We start from the raw sequence: 17,650 nt of genomic DNA, 5'->3' as shown, positions 1-17,650 counted from the left end.
TGTGGTGCGCCCGGCCGGCGGCCCCCTTGCGGGTCACACCGGCCGGGCGCAGCCCACCGGGTGTTCGCCGCCCAACTGGACGTAGAGGGCGGTCGACAGGGGGCACTGGGTGCGCTTGTCGACCGCCTTGGTCACCTTGTGCTCCGGCTTCTTGTCGCCCTTGCCGTCGCACGCGGTCTCGCGGACCTGGCCGTCGCCCAGGCCGTAGACGCAGTCGCCGACGATGGTGCGGGGCCCGCCTCCGCCGCCGGGGTCGCCGGGATGGGGTGCGCCCAGGTTGCGCATGCACGCGTAGCCCTGGGGGATCGCCCCGTCGCCGTCCTCGTCGGACACCTGGCTCTGTTCGCTGATGTGCAGCACGAAGTCGGTGGTCGCGGGGCACTGCGGCCCGTCGCCGACCGTGCCGTCGTGGCGGGCCACGACCCGGGCCGCCGCCCGCTCACCGGTGCAGGCCACCTCGGTGAAGCTGGTGGTTCCGAAGGAGCTGCACTCGTCGACGGCGAGGAACACCGCGCCGTAGCCGGAGGTCCGCGAGGGCGAGGGCGACACCGCCGTGCCCAGCCGCCCGTCCTCCTCGCCGCGGCCGCCGCCCGCGCTGGACGCCGGTCCCGAACATCCCGTCAACAGGGCAGCCAGCAGCGCCAGCAGGGCGCACACGACCCCCACGGAACATCTCTCGCGCATCGCCATCCCCCCGGGTACCCCCGTCCAGCGTGACCCGCCGCGGCGGGCCCACGCCAGACGTGCAGGGCGCTTTGAGCCTTTTGGGGGGCGTACGCCGGTTGCGTGGCGTATGAGGGCTACGTCTGATACGACAGCCCGTGCCCGACCGGATACAGCACTCGCGCCGGATCGTCCGCCCGGACCACCGGCACCGGCAGCCTCCCGCGCGGCGCCGCCCGGCCGGCGATCACCCGGGCGGCGGCCCGCAGTTCGACGTCGGTCCAGGAGTAGGCCGCCAGGCAGGCCGGTACGGAGGGCAGCTGGGCCACGTCGTACGGATTGCGGATCGCGACCGCCACCACCGGCTTCCCGGTCGCCACCAGCTGCTCGACGAGCGTCTTCTGGGCGCTGGTCGCGGTGACGTTGTACGTCCCCACCACCACCGCGTCCACGTCCCGGGCCGCCGCGACGGCCCCGGCGATCGTGGCGGCCGAGGGGGCGGTGCCCGTCGACAGGGCGGTGGCGGTGAAGCCGAGTTCGGTGAGCGCGTCCGCGAGCACCCCGGTGGGCGGCCCGGTCGTTCCGGACGGCGAGGCGGGATCGGCCCCGACGACGAGGACCCTGGCATGCGTACGCCGGGACAGCGGCAACAGCCGCCCCTGGTTCACCAGCAGCGTGGTCGTCCGCTCAGCGATGCGGTCGGCCGCCGCCAGATGAGCCGCGGTGCCGACGGTGTCGGTGACACCGGCCTGACTGACGTACGGCATCTCGAACAACCGCAGCTTCGCCTTCAGTCGCAGCACCCGCAGGACCGACACGTCCAGCCGCGCCTCGGTGAGCTCCCCGTCCTGTACGGCCTTCAGCACGGCGTTCCAGGCGAGGTCCAGGTCCGGTGGGTTGAGGAGCTGGTCCACCCCGGCCTTCAGCGCGAGCACCGGCACGCGGTCGTCGCCGTACTTCTCCCGGACGCCCTGCATGCCGAGGGAGTCCGTCACCACGACCCCGTCGTAACCGAGCTGTTCGCGCAGGATGCCGGTGAGGATCGGCCGGGAGAGGGTGGCCGGGTCGCCGGAGTCGTCGAGCGCCGGGACCATGATGTGCGCGGTCATGATCGAGTCGATGCCGGCGCGGATGGCGGCCCGGAAGGGCGGCGCGTCGAGCTCTTCCCACTGGGCGCGCGTGTGGGTGATGACCGGGAAGCCGTAGTGGCTGTCGACGGCGGTGTCGCCGTGCCCGGGGAAGTGCTTGGCGGTCGCGGCGATCCTCGAACGCTGGTAGCCGGCGACCTCGGCGGCGACCAGCCCGGCCACCGCGCCCGGCTCGGCACCGAAGGACCGGACGCCGATCACCGGGTTCGCCGGGTTGACGTTCACGTCGGCGACGGGGGAGTAGTTCTGCCGGATGCCCAGCGCCCGCAGCTCGCGGCCCGCGAGGAGGCCGAGGGTGCGGGCGTCGGCACGGGAGCGGCCGGCGCCGACGGCCATGGCGCCCGGGAACAGGGTGGCGGGCTTCCCGACCCGGCAGACGATGCCGTGCTCCTGGTCGGTGGAGATCAGCACGGGCAGCCCGCGCGGCTGCTCCAGGGACACCTTCTGGATCCCGTTCGACAGGTCCGCGATCTGCTGGGGGCTGCGGGTGTTGTGCGCCCAGCTGAAGTAGATGATCCCGCCGACCCGGTACCTGGCGACCAGTTCGGCGGCCGTGCGCACGCCGAGCTCCTTGAGGTTGGCGTCGATGTCGGCCTGGTCGGGGGCGGTTGCCGAGTGGCCGTAGACCCGTGTCACGAAGAGCTGGCCGACCTTCTCCTCCAGGGTCATACGGGAGGCGAGGGAGCGGAGGGACTTGTCGTCGGAGACGGCGTGCGAGGTTCCGCCGACCGTCAGTGCGGCGGTGGCACCCGCGGTGGCGGCGAGGACGGTGCGTCTGGAGGGGTGTGCGGTGCTTCCCGTGCTTCCCGTGCTGATGTCGGGCACGTGTGCTCCTTCCGGAGGAGAGCCACTGAAGGAAACTTCCGAGAGGTCACCAATATCCGGGAAGTTTCTGCCGGTCAAGGGAGCGCACAGTAACCAGAAAGGGGCCGCCATCGGCGCAGTTGGAGGGGGGCGCGCCGATGGCGGCATGCTGCCGGCCGCGGTACGGCGGAGAGGGTGGGTCAGCGTTCGCAGCCAGCAGCGAGGCCGACACCGCACCACGGTGACTCTCCGACAGCTTGCGGGTTGGACGAGCGGGGAGGGGGCGGGGTTCCCGGCTCGGGCCGTATTTCCGAAGTTGGTGAACCTGGGGCCGGTGGGTTCGACGGGGCGTTACGGAAGGCGTTTCATCCCGTGGACGTCCCGGCGCGGGACCCGTAGGTGGGCGATCATCGGGGCATGCCCGTAGTCGACATCCCAGGCTCGAAGTCCATCACCGCCCGCGCCCTCTTCCTGGCGGCCGCGGCCGACGGCGTCACCACCCTCGTACGACCGCTCCGATCGGACGACACGGAGGGCTTCGCCGAGGGCCTGGTACGGCTCGGCTACCGCGTCGGCCGGACCCCGGACGCCTGGCAGGTCGACGGCCGCCCCCAGGGCCCGGCGGTCACCGAGGCCGACGTGTACTGCCGCGACGGCGCGACCACGGCCCGCTTCCTGCCGACCCTGGCGGCGGCCGGCCACGGCACGTACCGCTTCGACGCGTCACCCCAGATGCGCCGCCGCCCGCTGCTCCCCCTGACGCGCGCCCTGCGCGACCTGGGCGTGGACCTGCGGCACGAGGAGGCGGAGGGCCACCACCCGCTGACGGTGGTGGCGGCGGGCGTCGAGGGCGGCGAGGTCACCCTGGACGCGGGTCAGTCCTCGCAGTACCTGACGGCGTTGCTGCTGCTGGGTCCGCTGACGCGGACGGGTCTGCGGATCACGGTGACCGACCTCGTCTCGGTGCCGTACGTGGAGATCACCATCGCGATGATGCGGGCGTTCGGTGTCGAGGTGCGCCGGGACGGGAACGTCTTCGTCGTCCCGCCGGGCGGCTACCGGGCGACGACCTACGCGATCGAGCCCGACGCCTCCACGGCGAGCTACTTCTTCGCGGCGGCGGCCGTGACGGGCGGCGAGGTCACCGTCCCCGGCCTCGGAACGGGGGCGCTCCAGGGCGACTTGGGCTTCGTGGACGTACTGCGGCGGATGGGCGCCGAGGTGTCGTTCGGCGCGGAGGGCACGACGGTCAGGGGAACCGGCCGTCTGGACGGCCTCACGGTCGCCATGCGGGACATCTCGGACACGATGCCGACCCTGGCCGCGATCGCCCCCTTCGCCTCCGGCCCGGTGCGGATCGAGGACGTGGCGAACACCCGGGTCAAGGAGTGCGACCGCCTGGAGGCCTGCGCGGAGAACCTGCGACGGCTGGGCGTTGCGGTGGAGACGGGCCCCGACTGGATCGAGATCCGCCCGGGGCTGCCTGCCGCTGCCTCCGGTGCGGAGATCACGTCGTACGGCGACCACCGCATCGTGATGTCGTTCGCGGTCACCGGGCTCCGGGTGCCGGGTATTTCGTTCGACGACCCCGGATGCGTCCGCAAGACTTTCCCCGGTTTCCATGAGGAGTTCGGGGCGCTGCGCGCACGGCTGTGAGGGGCGGCAAAAGGTGAGCTTCAAGCTGGAGGGGCCGGTCCTGGAGGGGACGCTGGTCCGCCTGGAACCGCTGGAGCACCGGCACGCGGCCGGGCTGGCGGTGGCGGCGGAAGCGGACCGGGGCACCTACGCGTTCACGTGGGTGCCGAGGGCCGACGAGGTCGGCGCCTACATCGACGCGCAGCTCGCCCGCGCGGCCACGGGACGACTCGCGCCGTACGTCCAGATCTCGACGCTCACGGGACAGGTGGTCGGCGCCACCTCGTACTGGGAGCCCCGCTGCTGGCTGACGGACGACCGGCTCGACGCCGTCGAGGTCGGCTTCACCTGGCTCGCCGGGCCGGCCCAGGGCACCGGCGTCAACGCCGAGGCCAAACTGCTGCTGTTCCGGCACGCCTTCGAGAAGTGGGGCGTGTCCCGGGTCGACCTGAAGACGGACGCCCGCAACGAACGCTCCCGCGCGGCGATCCAGAGCGTCGGCGCCCGCTTCGAGGGCGTCCTGCGGAACTGGTCCCGCTCCTGGGCGCCGGGCGAGGACGGCCGGCTGCGCGACTCCGCGATCTTCTCGGTCACGGCGGCGGAGTGGCCGGAGTGCCGGGGGCGGCTGGAGGAGCGGGTGGCCAGGCTGGCGGCGCGTGCGGGGGGATAGCGGGAGCCCGTCCGGCCCCGGGGAAGCGCCGATACGACCCGCGCGAGGCGCGACCGGGTTCCGGGACCGGCGCGACGGGCCGCTTCCGGCGACGGACCCGAAGCTGTTCCGCGCCGCGTGCTTCGAGGCGGCCAGGGGAGTCAGGGGTCGCGCCGACGTCCTGACGATCCCCGGACCCTCGACCTTCGAGGCGGCCACGATCACCGGACGCGGAGAGCCGTGCACGGTCGTGTGCCACGCCCACCTGCCGCTGGTCGCCTTCACGGACACCCCGCCGGAGCCCGGACGCCCGCTGTCGCGGTTCGTGGACCCGCCGCCCTGGGCCGACGCCTTCGGGGCGGTCGGCCTCCGGGCCCTGCGAGTCACCGAGCTGAGCACACCGATGAGCACGGTGGACGTAGGGGAGCTGTCGGCGGGTGAGCTGGAGCAGGTGCGTTACTGGCGGCCGGCTGCGCTGAGCGACCTGCTGTTCCACTGGTGGGACTGAGCACCGGCTTCCCGGACGACTCGGCGACGGACGCCACCAACTCGCCCGCACCTGCCAGACTCCGCGCTACGCGGATTCGTTGAGCAGCCGGGCCAGGTGGTCGTGGCCCGCGCGCAGCAGGTCGGGGAGCGGGGCGGCCGCCTCGTACCACCGCTTCTCGTACTCCCAGCACAGCCAGCCGTCCCAGCCGTGGCGGCTGAGGACGTCGACGCACTCGGTGAGGGGGAGGACGCCGGCGCCGAGGCGCAGGGGGGTCGTGTCGTCGGGGGAGGCGATGTCCTTGACCTGGACGTATCCGAGGTAGGGGGAGAGGGCCGCGTACGTCTGCGAGGGCTGCTCACCGCCCAGCCAGGTGTGCATGACGTCCCAGAGCGCGCCGACGTGGCGGTGGCCGACCAGGCCGAGGACGCGGATCGCGTCGGCGCCGGTGCGGTGCGAGTCGTGGGTCTCGAGGAGGATGCGCACGCCGAGGTCGGCGGCGTACTCGGCGGCCGTGCCGAGGCGCCGGGCGGCCGTGACGTCGGCTTCCTCCCGGCTCTGCTCGGCGGCACCGCCGGGGAACACCCGGATGAAGGGGGCGCCCAGGTCGCGGGCGAGGTCGAGCAGGCGGCGGATCTCCTCGATCACGGGGGCGTCGTCGCCCGGCGCGGCCACCCGCGCATACCCCGCGATCCCCAGGACCTCCACGCCCGCCGCCTTGAACTCGGCGGCCACGTCCATGCGTTGGGCGAGGTCGAGGCCGGGATGGACCGGCTCCTCCGGATCCGCGCGCAGTTCGACACCGTGGTAGCCGTACGTCGTCGCGAGTCGCAGCACTTCGGAAAGGGGCAGGCCGGGGACACCGAGGGTGGAGAACGCCAGTTTCATGGTCCCTACTGTCACTCGCCGGTGCCGCCGAGGTCCAGGCGCCAGTCCTGGCCGTTCAGGTCCTTTCCGAACGAGCGGTGGGGTTTCTCGGCGACGAGGACGAAGCCGTGGCGCTGGTAGATGCGGCGGGCGGAGGAGAGGACGTCGTTGGTCCACAGGACGAGATCGCGGTAGCCGACCCCGCGCGCGAAGTCGACGACCGCCCCGACCAGCCGGTCGCCGATGCCGAGCCCCCGCGCGTCCGGCTCGACCAGCAGCAGCCGCAGCCGGGCGGTGGCGGGCGCCTCGTCCCGTACGCACATCACGCAGCCCACCGGCCGCCCGTCCAGCTCGGCGATCCACACCCGCTCCAGGTGCGGTGCTGCGCATGGGACTCACTCCAGTTGCTCGCTGCTGCCTTGATCGGCGATTACGGCGGTACAGACCGGGGCGCGGCGCAAAACTCATCGGTGCGCATCATCCAGCCCGTCCGGCGTTTGAGGACGAGGCCCCTTCAGGGCCGAAAGCGGGGTCTGGGGGCGCAGCCCCCAGGACAAGGCCCACCCCTCGACCGACCGAGACGGGCGGCAGGGTGGGCGAAGGCCCGGGGGTCCGGGGGCGGAGCCCCCGGTGCGCCAACGCCGGGTCACCCCACAGGCACCGGCAAGCTCAACCCCGCGGCACCCCGGAGGACCCCCGCACCATCAGCTCCCCCCGGATCGTCGCGATCCCGCCCGGCGGCGGCTCCTCGCGCCCCATCGCGATGCGCCCCGCCCGCACCCCCGCCTCCGCGAGCGGCAGCCGTACCGTCGTGAGGGCGGGCACCGCGTCGATGCTGAAGGGGAGATCGTCGAACCCGGCCACCGACACGTCGTCCGGAATCCGCAGCCCGGAGTCCCGCAGCGCCGCGCACGCCCCCAGCGCGACCGAGTCGTTCGCCGCGACCACCGCCGTGAGAGACGGGTCCCGCCGCAGCAGCTCCAGAGTGGCCTCGTACCCGGACCTCCGGTCGTACCGCCCGTGGACGGTCCAGCGCGGGTCCTCGTCGATGCCGTGGGCCTTCAGCGCCTCCCGGTGGCCCTCCAGTCGGTGGCGGGTGGTCGTACGTTCCTCGGGACCCGCGATGTAGCCCAGCCGCCGGTGCCCGAGCCCGATGAGGTGTTCGGTCAGCTCCCGCCCGCCCCCGCGGTTGTCGAAGGTCAGCGCGATCGCCTGGGTGTCGGGCGCGGGCGGTCTCCCGCACAGCACCACCCGCGTCCCCGCGTCCGCCATCTTGCGCAGCTTCGAGGTCATGGCCGCCGCGTGCGGCACGTTCTCCACCGCACCGCCGGTCAGCACGACGGCCGCCGCCCGCTGTCGCTGCAGCAGCGTGAGGTAGGTCAGCTCGCGCTCCGGGGAGCCCCCGGTGTTGCACACGACCGCCAGCCGCTCGCCCCCCGCGCGCCCGCCCGGCCCCCCGATCTCCGACTGGATCGCGCCCGCCATGATCCCGAAGAACGGGTCGGCGATGTCGTTCACCAGGATCCCGACCAGGTCGGACGTGGCCGCCGCCAGCGAGCTCGCCGGACCGTTCAGCACGTAGTCCAGCTCGTCCACGGCCCGCAGCACCCGCTCACGGGTGGACGCGGCCACGGGGTAGTTCCCGTTCAGTACGCGCGACACCGTCGCGGGGGAGACCTGGGCGCGGGCCGCCACGTCCGCCAGGGTCACCGTCATCTCGTCGTCCTCCGGTCGCGCATCTCGTCGTACCTCGTCGTACACACACCGACCACGCCGGTCCCTCGTTGTTGTGTAGGTGGGCCAACGGTGTCGAGCAGACCCTAAAGCCCCAGCCCCCGGTTGTTCGCCCCCTCGAACAACTCAACCCCGTCACGGTCTTGTCTGGACCGCTGCTCAGAGGCTAGCTTCTCATCAGATAGAAAGCGCTTGCTGTAACGCTCATCAGCAGGGCGGGAATCCCAAGACCCGGCCTAGGCGTACGCGGCGCGCACAACCGCGTACGAAACGCGCGCGAACGCCGCGTACGACGCCTACGAAGGGAAAGACGTGACACGCAAGACGGTGCGTATCGCCATGAACGGCGTGACCGGGCGCATGGGCTACCGCCAGCACCTGGTCCGCTCCATCCTGGCCCTCCGCGAGCAGGGTGGCCTCGACCTCGGCGACGGCACCGTGCTGTGGCCGGAGCCGATCCTGGTCGGCCGCCGTGAGCACGCCCTGCGCGCGCTCGCCGAGCAGCACGGCCTGGAGCACGTCTCCACGGACCTGGACGCGGTCCTCGCCGACCCGACCGTCGACATCTACTTCGACGCCCAGGTCACCTCCGCCCGCGAGGAGGCGCTCCAGAAGGCGATCGCCGCGGGCAAGCACATCTACACCGAGAAGCCGACGGCCACCGGCCTCGAAGGCGCCCTGGAACTGGCCCGCCTGGCCAACGCCAAGGGCATCAAGCACGGCGTGGTCCAGGACAAGCTCTTCCTGCCGGGCCTGCTCAAGCTCAAGCGCCTCATCGACGGCGGCTTCTTCGGCCGCATCCTGTCCGTCCGCGGCGAGTTCGGCTACTGGGTCTTCGAGGGCGACTGGCAGACCGCCCAGCGCCCGTCGTGGAACTACCGTGCCGAGGACGGCGGTGGCATCGTCGTCGACATGTTCCCGCACTGGGAGTACGTCCTGCACGAGCTGTTCGGCCGCGTGAAGTCCGTCCAGGCCATCGCCACCACCCACATCCCGCAGCGCTGGGACGAGAACGACAAGCCCTACGACGCCACCGCCGACGACGCCGCCTACGGCATCTTCGAGCTCGACGGCGGCGCGATCGCCCAGATCAACTCCTCGTGGGCGGTCCGCGTCAACCGCGACGAACTCGTCGAGTTCCAGGTCGACGGCACCGAGGGATCCGCCGTCGCCGGTCTGCGCAACTGCCGCGTCCAGCACCGCAGCGCCACCCCCAAGCCGGTCTGGAACCCGGACATCCCGGCCACCGAGGTCTTCCGCGACCAGTGGCAGGAAGTGCCCGACAACGCCGAGTTCGACAACGGCTTCAAGGCCCAGTGGGAGCTGTTCCTCAGGCACGTCTACGCCGACGCGCCCTACCACTGGGACCTCCTGGCCGGCGCCCGCGGTGTCCAGCTCGCCGAGCTGGGCCTGAAGTCGTCGGCCGAGGGCCGCCGTCTCGACGTACCGGAGATCGCGCTGTGACCATCCAACTCCCCGACTTCAAGGGCGGGTTGCGGACGTACGAGCCCCGGCCCGAACCCCTCGCCGTCACCACCGGCGCCCCCTTCACCTCCCGTACGGTCTTCTCGGCGGCCCACGTGGTGGCCGACCCGTACGCGGACGCGTCGCCCGACTCGCCCGCCGCCGTCGACTGGGACGCCACCCTCGCCTTCCGCCGCCACCTGTGGTCCCACGGACTCGGCGTCGCCGAGGCCATGGACACCGCCCAGCGCGGCATGGGTCTGGACTGGGCGGGCGCGGCCGAGCTGATCCGCCGCAGCGCCGCCGAGGCAAAGGCGGTCGGCGGGCTCATCGCGTGCGGTGTCGGCACCGACCAGATCACCGCCGGGACGCTGGAAGAGGTCCGCGCGGCCTACGAGGAGCAGCTCGCCCTCGTCGAGGAGTCCGGCGCGCAGGCGATCCTGATGGCCTCGCGGGCACTCGCGGCGGCGGCCAGGAGCCCCGAGGACTACCTGGACGTCTACGGCCACCTGCTGCGCCAGTCCACCGAGCCGGTGATCCTGCACTGGCTGGGCCCGATGTTCGACCCGGCGCTGGAGGGCTACTGGGGCTCGACGGACCTCGACGCCGCCACCGACACCTTCCTCGAGGTCATCGCCGCCCACCCCGACAAGGTCGACGGCATCAAGGTCTCCCTGCTGGACGCCCAGCGCGAGATCGACCTGCGCCGCCGGCTCCCGAAGGGCGTGCGCTGCTACACGGGCGACGACTTCAACTACCCCGGGCTGATCGCGGGCGACGAGCAGGGCTTCAGCCACGCGCTGCTCGGCATCTTCGACCCGCTGGGGCCCCTGGCGGCCGAGGCGGTACGGGTGCTGGACACCGGGAACGTGGCCGGTTTCCGCGAACTGCTCGACCCCACGGTCGCGTTGTCCCGCCACCTCTTCCAGACGCCGACCCGCTTCTACAAGACGGGCGTGGTGTTCCTGGCGTGGCTCGCGGGCCACCAGGGCCACTTCACCATGGTCGGCGGCCTCCAGTCGGCCCGCTCCCTCCCGCACTTCGCCCACGCCTACGAACTCGCCGACGGACTGGGCCTGTTCCCCGACCCGAAGCTGGCCGAGGAACGGATGAAGACGCTGCTGAGCCTGTACGGAGTGACCCAGTGAGCACCGGACTCGAACGCTTCTCCATCAACCAGATGACGGTCAAGCAGCTGTCGATGCCCGAACTGGTCGACACCTGCCTCGAGCTGGGCGTCCCGGGCATCGGTCTCTGGCGGGAACCGGTCCAGTCGTACGGTGTGGAGGCGACGGCGAAGCTGGTCCGCGACGCCGGCCTGAACGTCACCACCCTGTGCCGCGGCGGCTTCTTCACGGCGATCGACCCGGACGAACGCGCCAAGGCCCTGGACGACAACCGCCGGGCGGTCGACGAGGCCGCCACCCTCGGCACCGACGTGCTGGTCCTGGTCTCCGGCGGCCTGCCCGCCGGCTCCAAGGACCTGCGCGGCGCGCGGGAGCGGATCGCCGACGCGCTCGGCGAGCTGGGCCCGTACGCGGAGGAACACGGCGTGAAGCTGGCCATCGAGCCGCTGCACCCCATGTACGCGGCCGACCGCTGCGTGGTCTCCACCCTCGCGCAGGCCCTCGACCTCGCGGAACGCTTCCCGGCCCACCAGGTCGGCGTCACCGTCGACACGTACCACATCTGGTGGGACGACGCCGCGCCCGAGCAGATCGCCCGCGCGGGCGCCGACGGCCGCATCCACACCTTCCAGCTCGCCGACTGGACCACCCCGTTGCCGGAGGGCGTCCTCAACGGCCGCGGCCAGATCGGCGACGGCTCCATCGACATGCGGGAGTGGAAGGCCTACGTGGAGGCGGCCGGCTACACCGGTCCCATCGAAGTCGAGCTGTTCAACGACGCGTTGTGGGCCCGGGACGGGCGCGAGGTGCTCGCGGAGACCGCGGCACGGTTCGTGGAGCACGTGATCCGCGACTGAAAAAAATCGCGGAACCCGTGCAACCCTTTCCGCCCATGCTGTGTCGTACATGGCATCAGGACTTCTCGGAGGGGGATCCGGGGGGATCGCGGGGGTTCTGATGCGGAGGGGAAAACCCGAGGGGGGCCGGTCGACGGACCGGACCCCCTCGAAGTTTTTCCCGGCCGGTGGCACGGCGTCCTGGCCTGCGGCACGCAGTCCCGGCCCGGTGGCTCAGCGCGCTGGCCTGCGGCTGAGAATCACGGTCGGCGGCTCAGAAGAAGACCCCGCACCGCAGCAGCACGTTCGCGTACGGCCGCGCTTCCCCGGTCCGTACGACCAGACGCGCCCCCGCCGACAGCTCCTTGAGCCTCTCGTGCGGGACCAGGGCGAGGCCGGGGAAGCGGTCGTCCAGCAGTGCCGAGGCCTGCGCGTTCGCGTCCCGTACCTCCGTCGCCGCCGTCGCGCCCTCCACCACCAGCTCGGCCAGCAGCCCCTCCAGCACCTCGGAGAAGGACGGCACCCCGGCCCGGAAGGCGAGGTCGACGACCCGCGGCCCGTCGGGTATCGGCATGCCGGCGTCGCACACCAGCACCCCGTCCCCGTGGCCCAGCTCGGCGAGCGCGCCGGAGAGATGGCGGTTCAGGATGCCGGCCTTCTTCACAGGGCCTCGACCTCCGCCGCCGTGGGGAACGACGCCTGCGCGCCCGGCCTGGTCACCGCCGCCGCCCCGACCCGGGACGCGTACGCCGCGGCCTCCTCGAGCGACGCGCCGGCGCCCAGCCGACAGGCCAGCGCCGCGGTGAACGCGTCGCCCGCTCCGGTCGTGTCCACGGCGGCCACCTTCACGGACGGGACCCGGGTCACGCCCTCCGAGGACGCCACCAGCGAGCCTTCGGCGCCGAGCGTCACCACGACCGACCGGGGGCCCTTCGCGAGCAGGATCCGCGCCCAGTCCTCGGGCTGCTCGCCGACGCGGGCGTCCTCGAGGATCACCCTCGCCTCGTGCTCGTTGACGATCAGCGGGTCGCAGGCCGCCAGAACCTCCTGGGGGAGGGGACGCGGCGGTGACGGGTTGAGGACGAAGCGGCAGTCGGCCGCCAGGTTCCGTACGACCTCCACGACCGTCTCCAGCGGGATCTCCAGCTGCGCCGACACCACGCGCGAGGCGTGGATGACACCGGCGGCGGCCCGCACGTCCTCCGGCGTCAGCCGGCCGTTCGCGCCCGGCGAGACCACGATGCTGTTGTCGCCCGACGGGTCCACCGTGATCAGCGCGACCCCGGTCGGCGCGCCGCCCACCAGGACACCCACCGTGTCGACGCCGGCCGCCCGCTGCGAGTCGAGCAGCAGCCGGCCGTGCGCGTCGTCGCCGACCCGGGCCAGCAGGGCCGTACGGGCGCCGAGGCGGGCGGCGGCGACCGCCTGGTTGGCGCCCTTGCCGCCGGGGTGGACGGCCAGGTCGGAGCCGAGGACGGTCTCCCCGGCGTCGGGCCGTCGTTCGACGCCGATCACCAGGTCGGCGTTGGCCGACCCGACGACCAGCAGGTCGTGGTCGTACATGAATGAACTCCCCTAGTGAGTGACTCGGGGCGGGCGGCCCTGTGACCGCCCGCCCGCCCGCCGATGTCAGCCGCTGAACCCGGCCACGTTCTCCTTCGTGACCACCTTCACCGGCACCTTCACCGTCTCCTCGACCTTCTTGCCCTCCAGCGCCCTCAGCGCGTTGTCCACGGCGATCCTGCCCAGCTGGGTCGGCTGCTGCGCCACGGACGCGTACAGCGTGCCCGCCGCGACCGCCTTGAGGCCGTCCGGGGTGCCGTCGAAGCCGACGACCTGGACGGACGTGCCGGCCTTGGAGCCCAGCGCCTTGATCGCGCCGAGGGCCATCTCGTCGTTCGCGGCGATGACGCCCTGGACGTCCGGGTGCGCCTGGAGCAGGTTCGACATCACGTCGAGGCCCTTGGTGCGGTCGAAGTCCGCGGGCTGCTGGGCCACCACCTGGATGCCCGGGTAGGCCTTGAGGCCCTTGGCGAAGCCCTCGGCGCGCTCCCGGGCGGCGGAGGTGCCCGCCTGGCCCTGCAGGATGACGATCTTGCCCTTGCCGCCCAGCTTCTCGGCGACCGTCTTCGCGGCGAGCTCGCCGCCCGCGACGTTGTCGGAGGCGACCAGTGCGTCCGTGGTGGCCTTGTTGACGCCCCGGTCGACGGCGACGACCGGGATCTCCGCCTTGTCGGCGGCCCGTACCGACGGGCCCGCCGCGTCCGAGTCCACCGGGTTGACGATGATCGCGTCGAAGCCGGAACTGGTGAAGTTCTGCAGCTGGTTGGCCTGCTGGGAGGCGTCGTTCTGCGCGTCCGTGACGGTCAGGTCCACGCCCTGCTTCTTCGCCTCGGCCTGGGCGCCCGCCCTGATCTGCACGAAGAAGGGGTTGTTGAGGGTGGACAGCGACAGACCCATCTTCGGCGTCGAGGACGACGAGGTGCCGCCGTGCAGGAACGAGGTCGCGCCGACGATCGCCACGGTGACGACCGCGGCCAGCGCGTACGTCGTCGCCTGCTTGCCCCTGCCCCCGCCGGACACGCCCGCGGCAACCGGGGTCGACCCGGCCTTGCGGCGCAGGGTGTCGAGCAGCACCGCCAGCGCGATCACGACGCCGATGACGACCTGCTGCCAGAAGGCGGACACGGACAGCAGGTTCAGGCCGTTGCGCAGCACGGCCAGGATCAGCGCGCCGATCAGCGTGCCGGACGCCTTGCCGGTGCCGCCCGCGAGGGAGGCGCCGCCGATGACGACCGCGGCGATCGCGTCGAGTTCGTAGCCGTCGGCGGCCTGCGGCTGCGCGGAGGACAGCCGGGAGGCGAGCACGACGCCGGCGGCGGCGGCGAAGACGCCGGACAGGGCGTAGATGGCGAGCTTCTGCTTCTTCACGCGCAGGCCGGACAGCCGGGCGGCCTCCTCGTTGCCGCCGATCGCGTACATGGAGCGGCCGATGTACGTCCGGCCGAGCACGAAGGCGGCGATCAGCCCCATCACGATCATCACGAGCACCGGCACCGGCAACCAGCCGCCGAGCGTGTCCCCGAGATGCGAGACGGAGTCGGGGAAGGCGATCGGTGAGCCCTCGGAGATAACCAGCGACAGACCACGGGCCACCGACAGCATGGCCAGCGTCGCGATGAACGGCGGCAGCTTGCCGTACGCGATGAGGAAGCCGTTGACCAGGCCGGCCGCGATGCCGGTGGCGACTGCCAGGACGACCGCTATGACGACCGGTACGCCGTGCGAAGTGGCGCTCCAGGCGAGGACGGTCGCCGACAGGGCCGCCACCGAGCCGACCGACAGGTCGATGCCCGCCGAGACGATCACGAAGGTCACGCCGAAGGCGAGGATGGCGGTCACGGCCGCCTGGACACCGACGTTGAGCAGGTTGTCCGTGGTCAGGAAGTCGCCCGACAGCGCCGACATGGCGACGACGAGGACGATCAGCGCGGTGAGCGCGCCGTTGTCGAGGAGCAGACGGCGGACCGCCGCGGCGCCACCGGCGCCCGTTGTGCTTTTGAGCGTGTCAGCGGCCACGGCCGGCCTCCAGTTCACTTGTGGATGTGCTTACGGCTTCACCGGGAGGTGTGCTCACGGCGAGTGCCATCACCGCGTCCTGCGTGGCCTCGTCGGCGGACAGTTCGCCCGCGATCCGGCCCTGGGCCATCACCAGCACCCGGTCGCTCATGCCGAGCACCTCGGGCAGATCGCTGGAGATCATCAGGACGGCGGCACCGGCGGCCGTCAGTTCGTTGATCAGCTGGTAGATCTCGACCTTGGCGCCGACGTCGATCCCGCGGGTCGGCTCGTCGAGGATCAGCACCTTGGTCTCGGCGAGCAGCCACTTGCCGATGACGACCTTCTGCTGGTTGCCGCCTGACAGGGTCCTGACGTGCTGGCCGAGCCCGGCCATCCGCACGCCGAGTTGCTCGGCGATCCGCGCGGCCGAAGCGCGCTGCCCCTTGAGGTCGACGAGCCCGGCACGGGTCGCCGACCGCATGGTCACCAGCCCGAGGTTCTCCTCGACGGAGGCGTCCAGCACCAGCCCCTGGCCCTTGCGGTCCTCGGGGATCAGCCCGATGCCCGCGGTCATCGCCGCGTTGACGTCGTACTTGGGGACCGAGGCGCCGGAGACCTTCACGGCCCCCTTGTCGTACGGGTCCGCCCCGAACACGGCCCGTACGACCTCCGTACGGCCCGCTCCGACGAGCCCCGCGACGCCGACGACCTCGCCGGCGTGCACCTCGAAGGTGACGTCGTGGAAGACACCGTCCCGGGTCAGCCCCTCGACGGTGAGCAGCGCGGCTTCGGCCCCCGACTCGGCGGCGGCCCGTTCGCGCGGGTACTGCTGCTCGATCGACCGCCCCACCATCAGGCGTACGAGCTCGTCCTCGGGCGTGTCGGCGGGGACCTGCCCGACGCTCCTGCCGTCGCGGAGGATCGTCACCCGGTCTCCCAGGGCGGCGATCTCCTCCAGGTGGTGCGTGATGAAGACGATGCCGACCCCGTCCTCGCGCAGCCTGCGCACGATGGAGAAGAGCTTGTCGACCTCCTCGGAGGTGAGGACGGCGGTCGGCTCGTCCATGATCAGCACGCGCGCGTTCAGGCTCAGCGCCTTCGCGATCTCGACCATCTGGAGGCGCGCGATTCCGAGTTCACGCACCCGCGCGCGTGGAGACACGTTCACGCCGACCCGCTCCAGCAGAACGGCGGCGTCGGCCTCCATCCTCTTCCGGTCGATCATCCCCAGGCGGCGCGGCTGCCGCCCCAGGAAGATGTTCTCGGCGACCGTCAGATCGGGAACGAGGTTGAACTCCTGGTAGATGGTGGCGATCCCGAGGCGCTCGGAGTCCTGCGCACCATGGATGCGCACCTCCTCGCCGCCGGCCAGGATCCGCCCGCCATCGGGCGTGTAGGCGCCGGAGAGCATCTTGATGAGGGTGCTCTTGCCCGCGCCGTTCTCACCGAGGAGTACGTGCACCTCGCCCCGGCGCAGATCGAAGTCGACGCCGTCGAGCGCGATCACGCCGGGGAAAACCTTCCGTATGCCCTCGATGCGCAGCAACTCGTCCTGGTTGCTCACGACTGGCTCCTTCTTACGGGGGACCGCACAGCGGGGGACTGTGCGGGGGGCGGCTCCGGGGAGGCCGACGGCTCCGCCGGCTCGCCGCACGAGCGGCGTACGACGAGACGGGCGGGGAGGGTGACGGACTCGGGGGACCGCCCCTCGATGCGGTCGACCAGCGCGCGCACGGCGGCGCGTCCCAGCTCGCCCGTGGGCTGGGCGATCGCGGTGATCGGCGGATCGGTGTGGACGAACCAGCGGATGTCGTCGAACGCGGCCAGCGCGATGTCCTCGGGAACGCGCAGCCCGCGCGCGCGGATCGCGTCAAGGGCGCCCAGGGCCATCAGGTTGTCCGTGGCGAAGACGACCTCGGGCGGCTCGGGCAGGTCGAGGAAGCCCTCGGTGACCCGCCGTCCGCTGGCGGCCTGGAAGTCGCCCTGGCCGATGTAGACGTCGGGGAGAGCGAGACCGTGCGCGTGCAGCGCCGCCCTGAAGGCCGCCACGCGCTCCTGACCGGTCGTGGTCGCCGCCGGGCCCGCGATGATCGCGAGCCGGCGGTGACCGAGGCCGTGCAGATGGGCGACGAGGTCGCGCACGGCCGCCAGCCCGTCCGCCCGCACCACGGGCACGTCCACGCCCGGGATCCACCGGTCCACGAAGACCATCGGCGTCCCCCCGCGCGCGGCGCCGAGCATCAGCGGCGACCCGCCGTCGGTCGGGGAGACGAGGAGGCCGTCGATACGACGGTCCAGCAGGTTCCGTACGTGATGGTCCTGGAGGTCGGGCCGCTCGTCGGCGTTGCCGATGATGACGCTGTAGCCCAGCGCGCGGGCCTCCTCCTCCACGGAACGGGCCAGTTCGGTGAAGTACGGGTTCATCACGTCGCTGATGACCAGGCCGAGGGTGTGGGTCTGGTCGGTGCGCAGCGATCTCGCGACGGCGTTCCGGCGGTAGCCCAGTACCTCGACGGCGGCCAGCACGCGCGTGCGTGCGTCCGCGCTGACCGACGGATGGTCGTTCAGGACTCGCGAGACCGTGGCGACGGAGACTCCCGCCTCGGCCGCGACGTCCTTGATGCTCGCCATCGCCGCTCCACCTCCTTGTGGAACTCGGGGGACGCGTGGAATCG

At 72.2% G+C, this 17,650-nt stretch carries 15 protein-coding genes and 1 pseudogene; 6 read left to right on the top strand and 10 right to left on the bottom strand.

What is annotated here, in order from left to right; genetic code table 11:
* Positions 1-33 precede the first annotated feature (33 nt).
* Together ACFWWR_RS28015 and ACFWWR_RS28010 are read right to left on the bottom strand one after the other, a co-directional pair.
* A complete protein-coding gene (locus ACFWWR_RS28015; RefSeq protein ID WP_384305971.1) occupies positions 34-684 on the bottom strand; it encodes a hypothetical protein in 651 nt (216 codons plus the stop codon).
* 116 nt (positions 685-800) lie between these two features.
* Positions 801-2,636 carry a glycoside hydrolase family 3 protein gene (locus tag ACFWWR_RS28010; protein ID WP_384305968.1) on the bottom strand — a complete coding sequence of 612 codons (1,836 nt, stop codon included), beginning with the start codon at positions 2,634-2,636 and terminating at the stop codon, positions 801-803.
* Between the two features lie 396 nt (positions 2,637-3,032).
* Between ACFWWR_RS28010 and aroA the strand changes: the two genes are divergently transcribed.
* From aroA to ACFWWR_RS27995, 3 genes are read left to right on the top strand one after another with little or no spacing between them, the layout of a single operon-like run.
* Positions 3,033-4,271, top strand: a complete 1,239-nt coding sequence (gene aroA / locus ACFWWR_RS28005; protein WP_384305966.1) for a 3-phosphoshikimate 1-carboxyvinyltransferase — start codon at positions 3,033-3,035, stop codon at positions 4,269-4,271.
* 13 nt (positions 4,272-4,284) lie between these two features.
* Positions 4,285-4,920, top strand: a complete 636-nt coding sequence (locus ACFWWR_RS28000) for a GNAT family N-acetyltransferase (protein ID WP_383869295.1) — start codon at positions 4,285-4,287, stop codon at positions 4,918-4,920.
* Positions 4,907-5,407, top strand: coding sequence for a hypothetical protein (locus ACFWWR_RS27995; RefSeq protein ID WP_384305963.1), 501 nt, complete (start codon positions 4,907-4,909; stop codon positions 5,405-5,407). Before ACFWWR_RS28000 ends, ACFWWR_RS27995 begins: the two co-directional genes overlap by 14 nt.
* A gap of 66 nt (positions 5,408-5,473) precedes the next feature.
* Here the strand turns inward: ACFWWR_RS27995 and ACFWWR_RS27990 are convergent, their stop codons facing one another.
* The 3 genes and pseudogenes from ACFWWR_RS27990 to ACFWWR_RS27980 all read right to left on the bottom strand — a co-directional run bounded on the left by ACFWWR_RS27990 (position 5,474) and on the right by ACFWWR_RS27980 (position 7,969).
* Complete coding sequence (locus tag ACFWWR_RS27990; RefSeq protein ID WP_383869301.1) at positions 5,474-6,274, bottom strand: sugar phosphate isomerase/epimerase family protein; 801 nt, start codon at positions 6,272-6,274, stop codon at positions 5,474-5,476.
* A gap of 11 nt (positions 6,275-6,285) precedes the next feature.
* Positions 6,286-6,633: pseudogene (locus ACFWWR_RS27985) on the bottom strand (GNAT family N-acetyltransferase); the annotation flags it as partial.
* A 289-nt stretch (positions 6,634-6,922) separates the two neighbouring features.
* The gene (locus ACFWWR_RS27980) at positions 6,923-7,969 is read right to left on the bottom strand and encodes a LacI family DNA-binding transcriptional regulator (protein WP_383869304.1); all 1,047 of its coding nucleotides are present in this window, start codon (positions 7,967-7,969) and stop codon (positions 6,923-6,925) included.
* Positions 7,970-8,299: 330 nt separating this feature from the next.
* Here ACFWWR_RS27980 and ACFWWR_RS27975 point away from each other — a divergent pair, with 330 nt between their 5' ends.
* The 3 genes from ACFWWR_RS27975 to ACFWWR_RS27965 are packed head-to-tail and all read left to right on the top strand — an operon-like array spanning position 8,300 to position 11,435.
* Positions 8,300-9,451 (top strand): Gfo/Idh/MocA family protein, encoded by a 1,152-nt coding sequence (locus ACFWWR_RS27975; RefSeq protein WP_384305960.1) that lies wholly within the window; start codon positions 8,300-8,302, stop codon positions 9,449-9,451.
* Positions 9,448-10,599, top strand: a complete 1,152-nt coding sequence (locus ACFWWR_RS27970; RefSeq protein ID WP_384305957.1) for a dihydrodipicolinate synthase family protein — start codon at positions 9,448-9,450, stop codon at positions 10,597-10,599. The genes ACFWWR_RS27975 and ACFWWR_RS27970 overlap by 4 nt, the downstream gene beginning before the upstream one ends.
* Before the next feature lie 32 nt (positions 10,600-10,631).
* Complete coding sequence (locus ACFWWR_RS27965; RefSeq protein WP_383869406.1) at positions 10,632-11,435, top strand: sugar phosphate isomerase/epimerase family protein; 804 nt, start codon at positions 10,632-10,634, stop codon at positions 11,433-11,435.
* A gap of 253 nt (positions 11,436-11,688) precedes the next feature.
* On the opposite strand, the gene rbsD is transcribed toward ACFWWR_RS27965, so the two are convergent.
* From rbsD to ACFWWR_RS27940, 5 genes are all read right to left on the bottom strand, one after another.
* Positions 11,689-12,078, bottom strand: a complete 390-nt coding sequence (gene rbsD, locus ACFWWR_RS27960) for a D-ribose pyranase (RefSeq protein ID WP_383869313.1) — start codon at positions 12,076-12,078, stop codon at positions 11,689-11,691.
* Complete coding sequence (locus tag ACFWWR_RS27955) at positions 12,075-12,977, bottom strand: ribokinase (RefSeq protein WP_383869316.1); 903 nt, start codon at positions 12,975-12,977, stop codon at positions 12,075-12,077. Before ACFWWR_RS27955 ends, rbsD begins: the two co-directional genes overlap by 4 nt.
* 66 nt (positions 12,978-13,043) lie before the next feature.
* Positions 13,044-14,993 (bottom strand): substrate-binding domain-containing protein, encoded by a 1,950-nt coding sequence (locus ACFWWR_RS27950; RefSeq protein ID WP_383869318.1) that lies wholly within the window; start codon positions 14,991-14,993, stop codon positions 13,044-13,046.
* A complete protein-coding gene (locus tag ACFWWR_RS27945) occupies positions 14,983-16,539 on the bottom strand; it encodes a sugar ABC transporter ATP-binding protein (RefSeq protein ID WP_384305954.1) in 1,557 nt (518 codons plus the stop codon). Before ACFWWR_RS27945 ends, ACFWWR_RS27950 begins: the two co-directional genes overlap by 11 nt.
* A complete protein-coding gene (locus tag ACFWWR_RS27940; protein ID WP_384305951.1) occupies positions 16,536-17,606 on the bottom strand; it encodes a LacI family DNA-binding transcriptional regulator in 1,071 nt (356 codons plus the stop codon). The genes ACFWWR_RS27945 and ACFWWR_RS27940 overlap by 4 nt, the downstream gene beginning before the upstream one ends.
* Between the last annotated feature and the right edge of the window lie 44 nt (positions 17,607-17,650).

Origin of the sequence: Streptomyces sp. NPDC058678 (assembly GCF_042714835.1) — a bacterium.
GTDB lineage: Bacteria > Actinomycetota > Actinomycetes > Streptomycetales > Streptomycetaceae > Streptomyces.
This window is presented reverse-complemented; position numbering and strand designations above follow the sequence as displayed.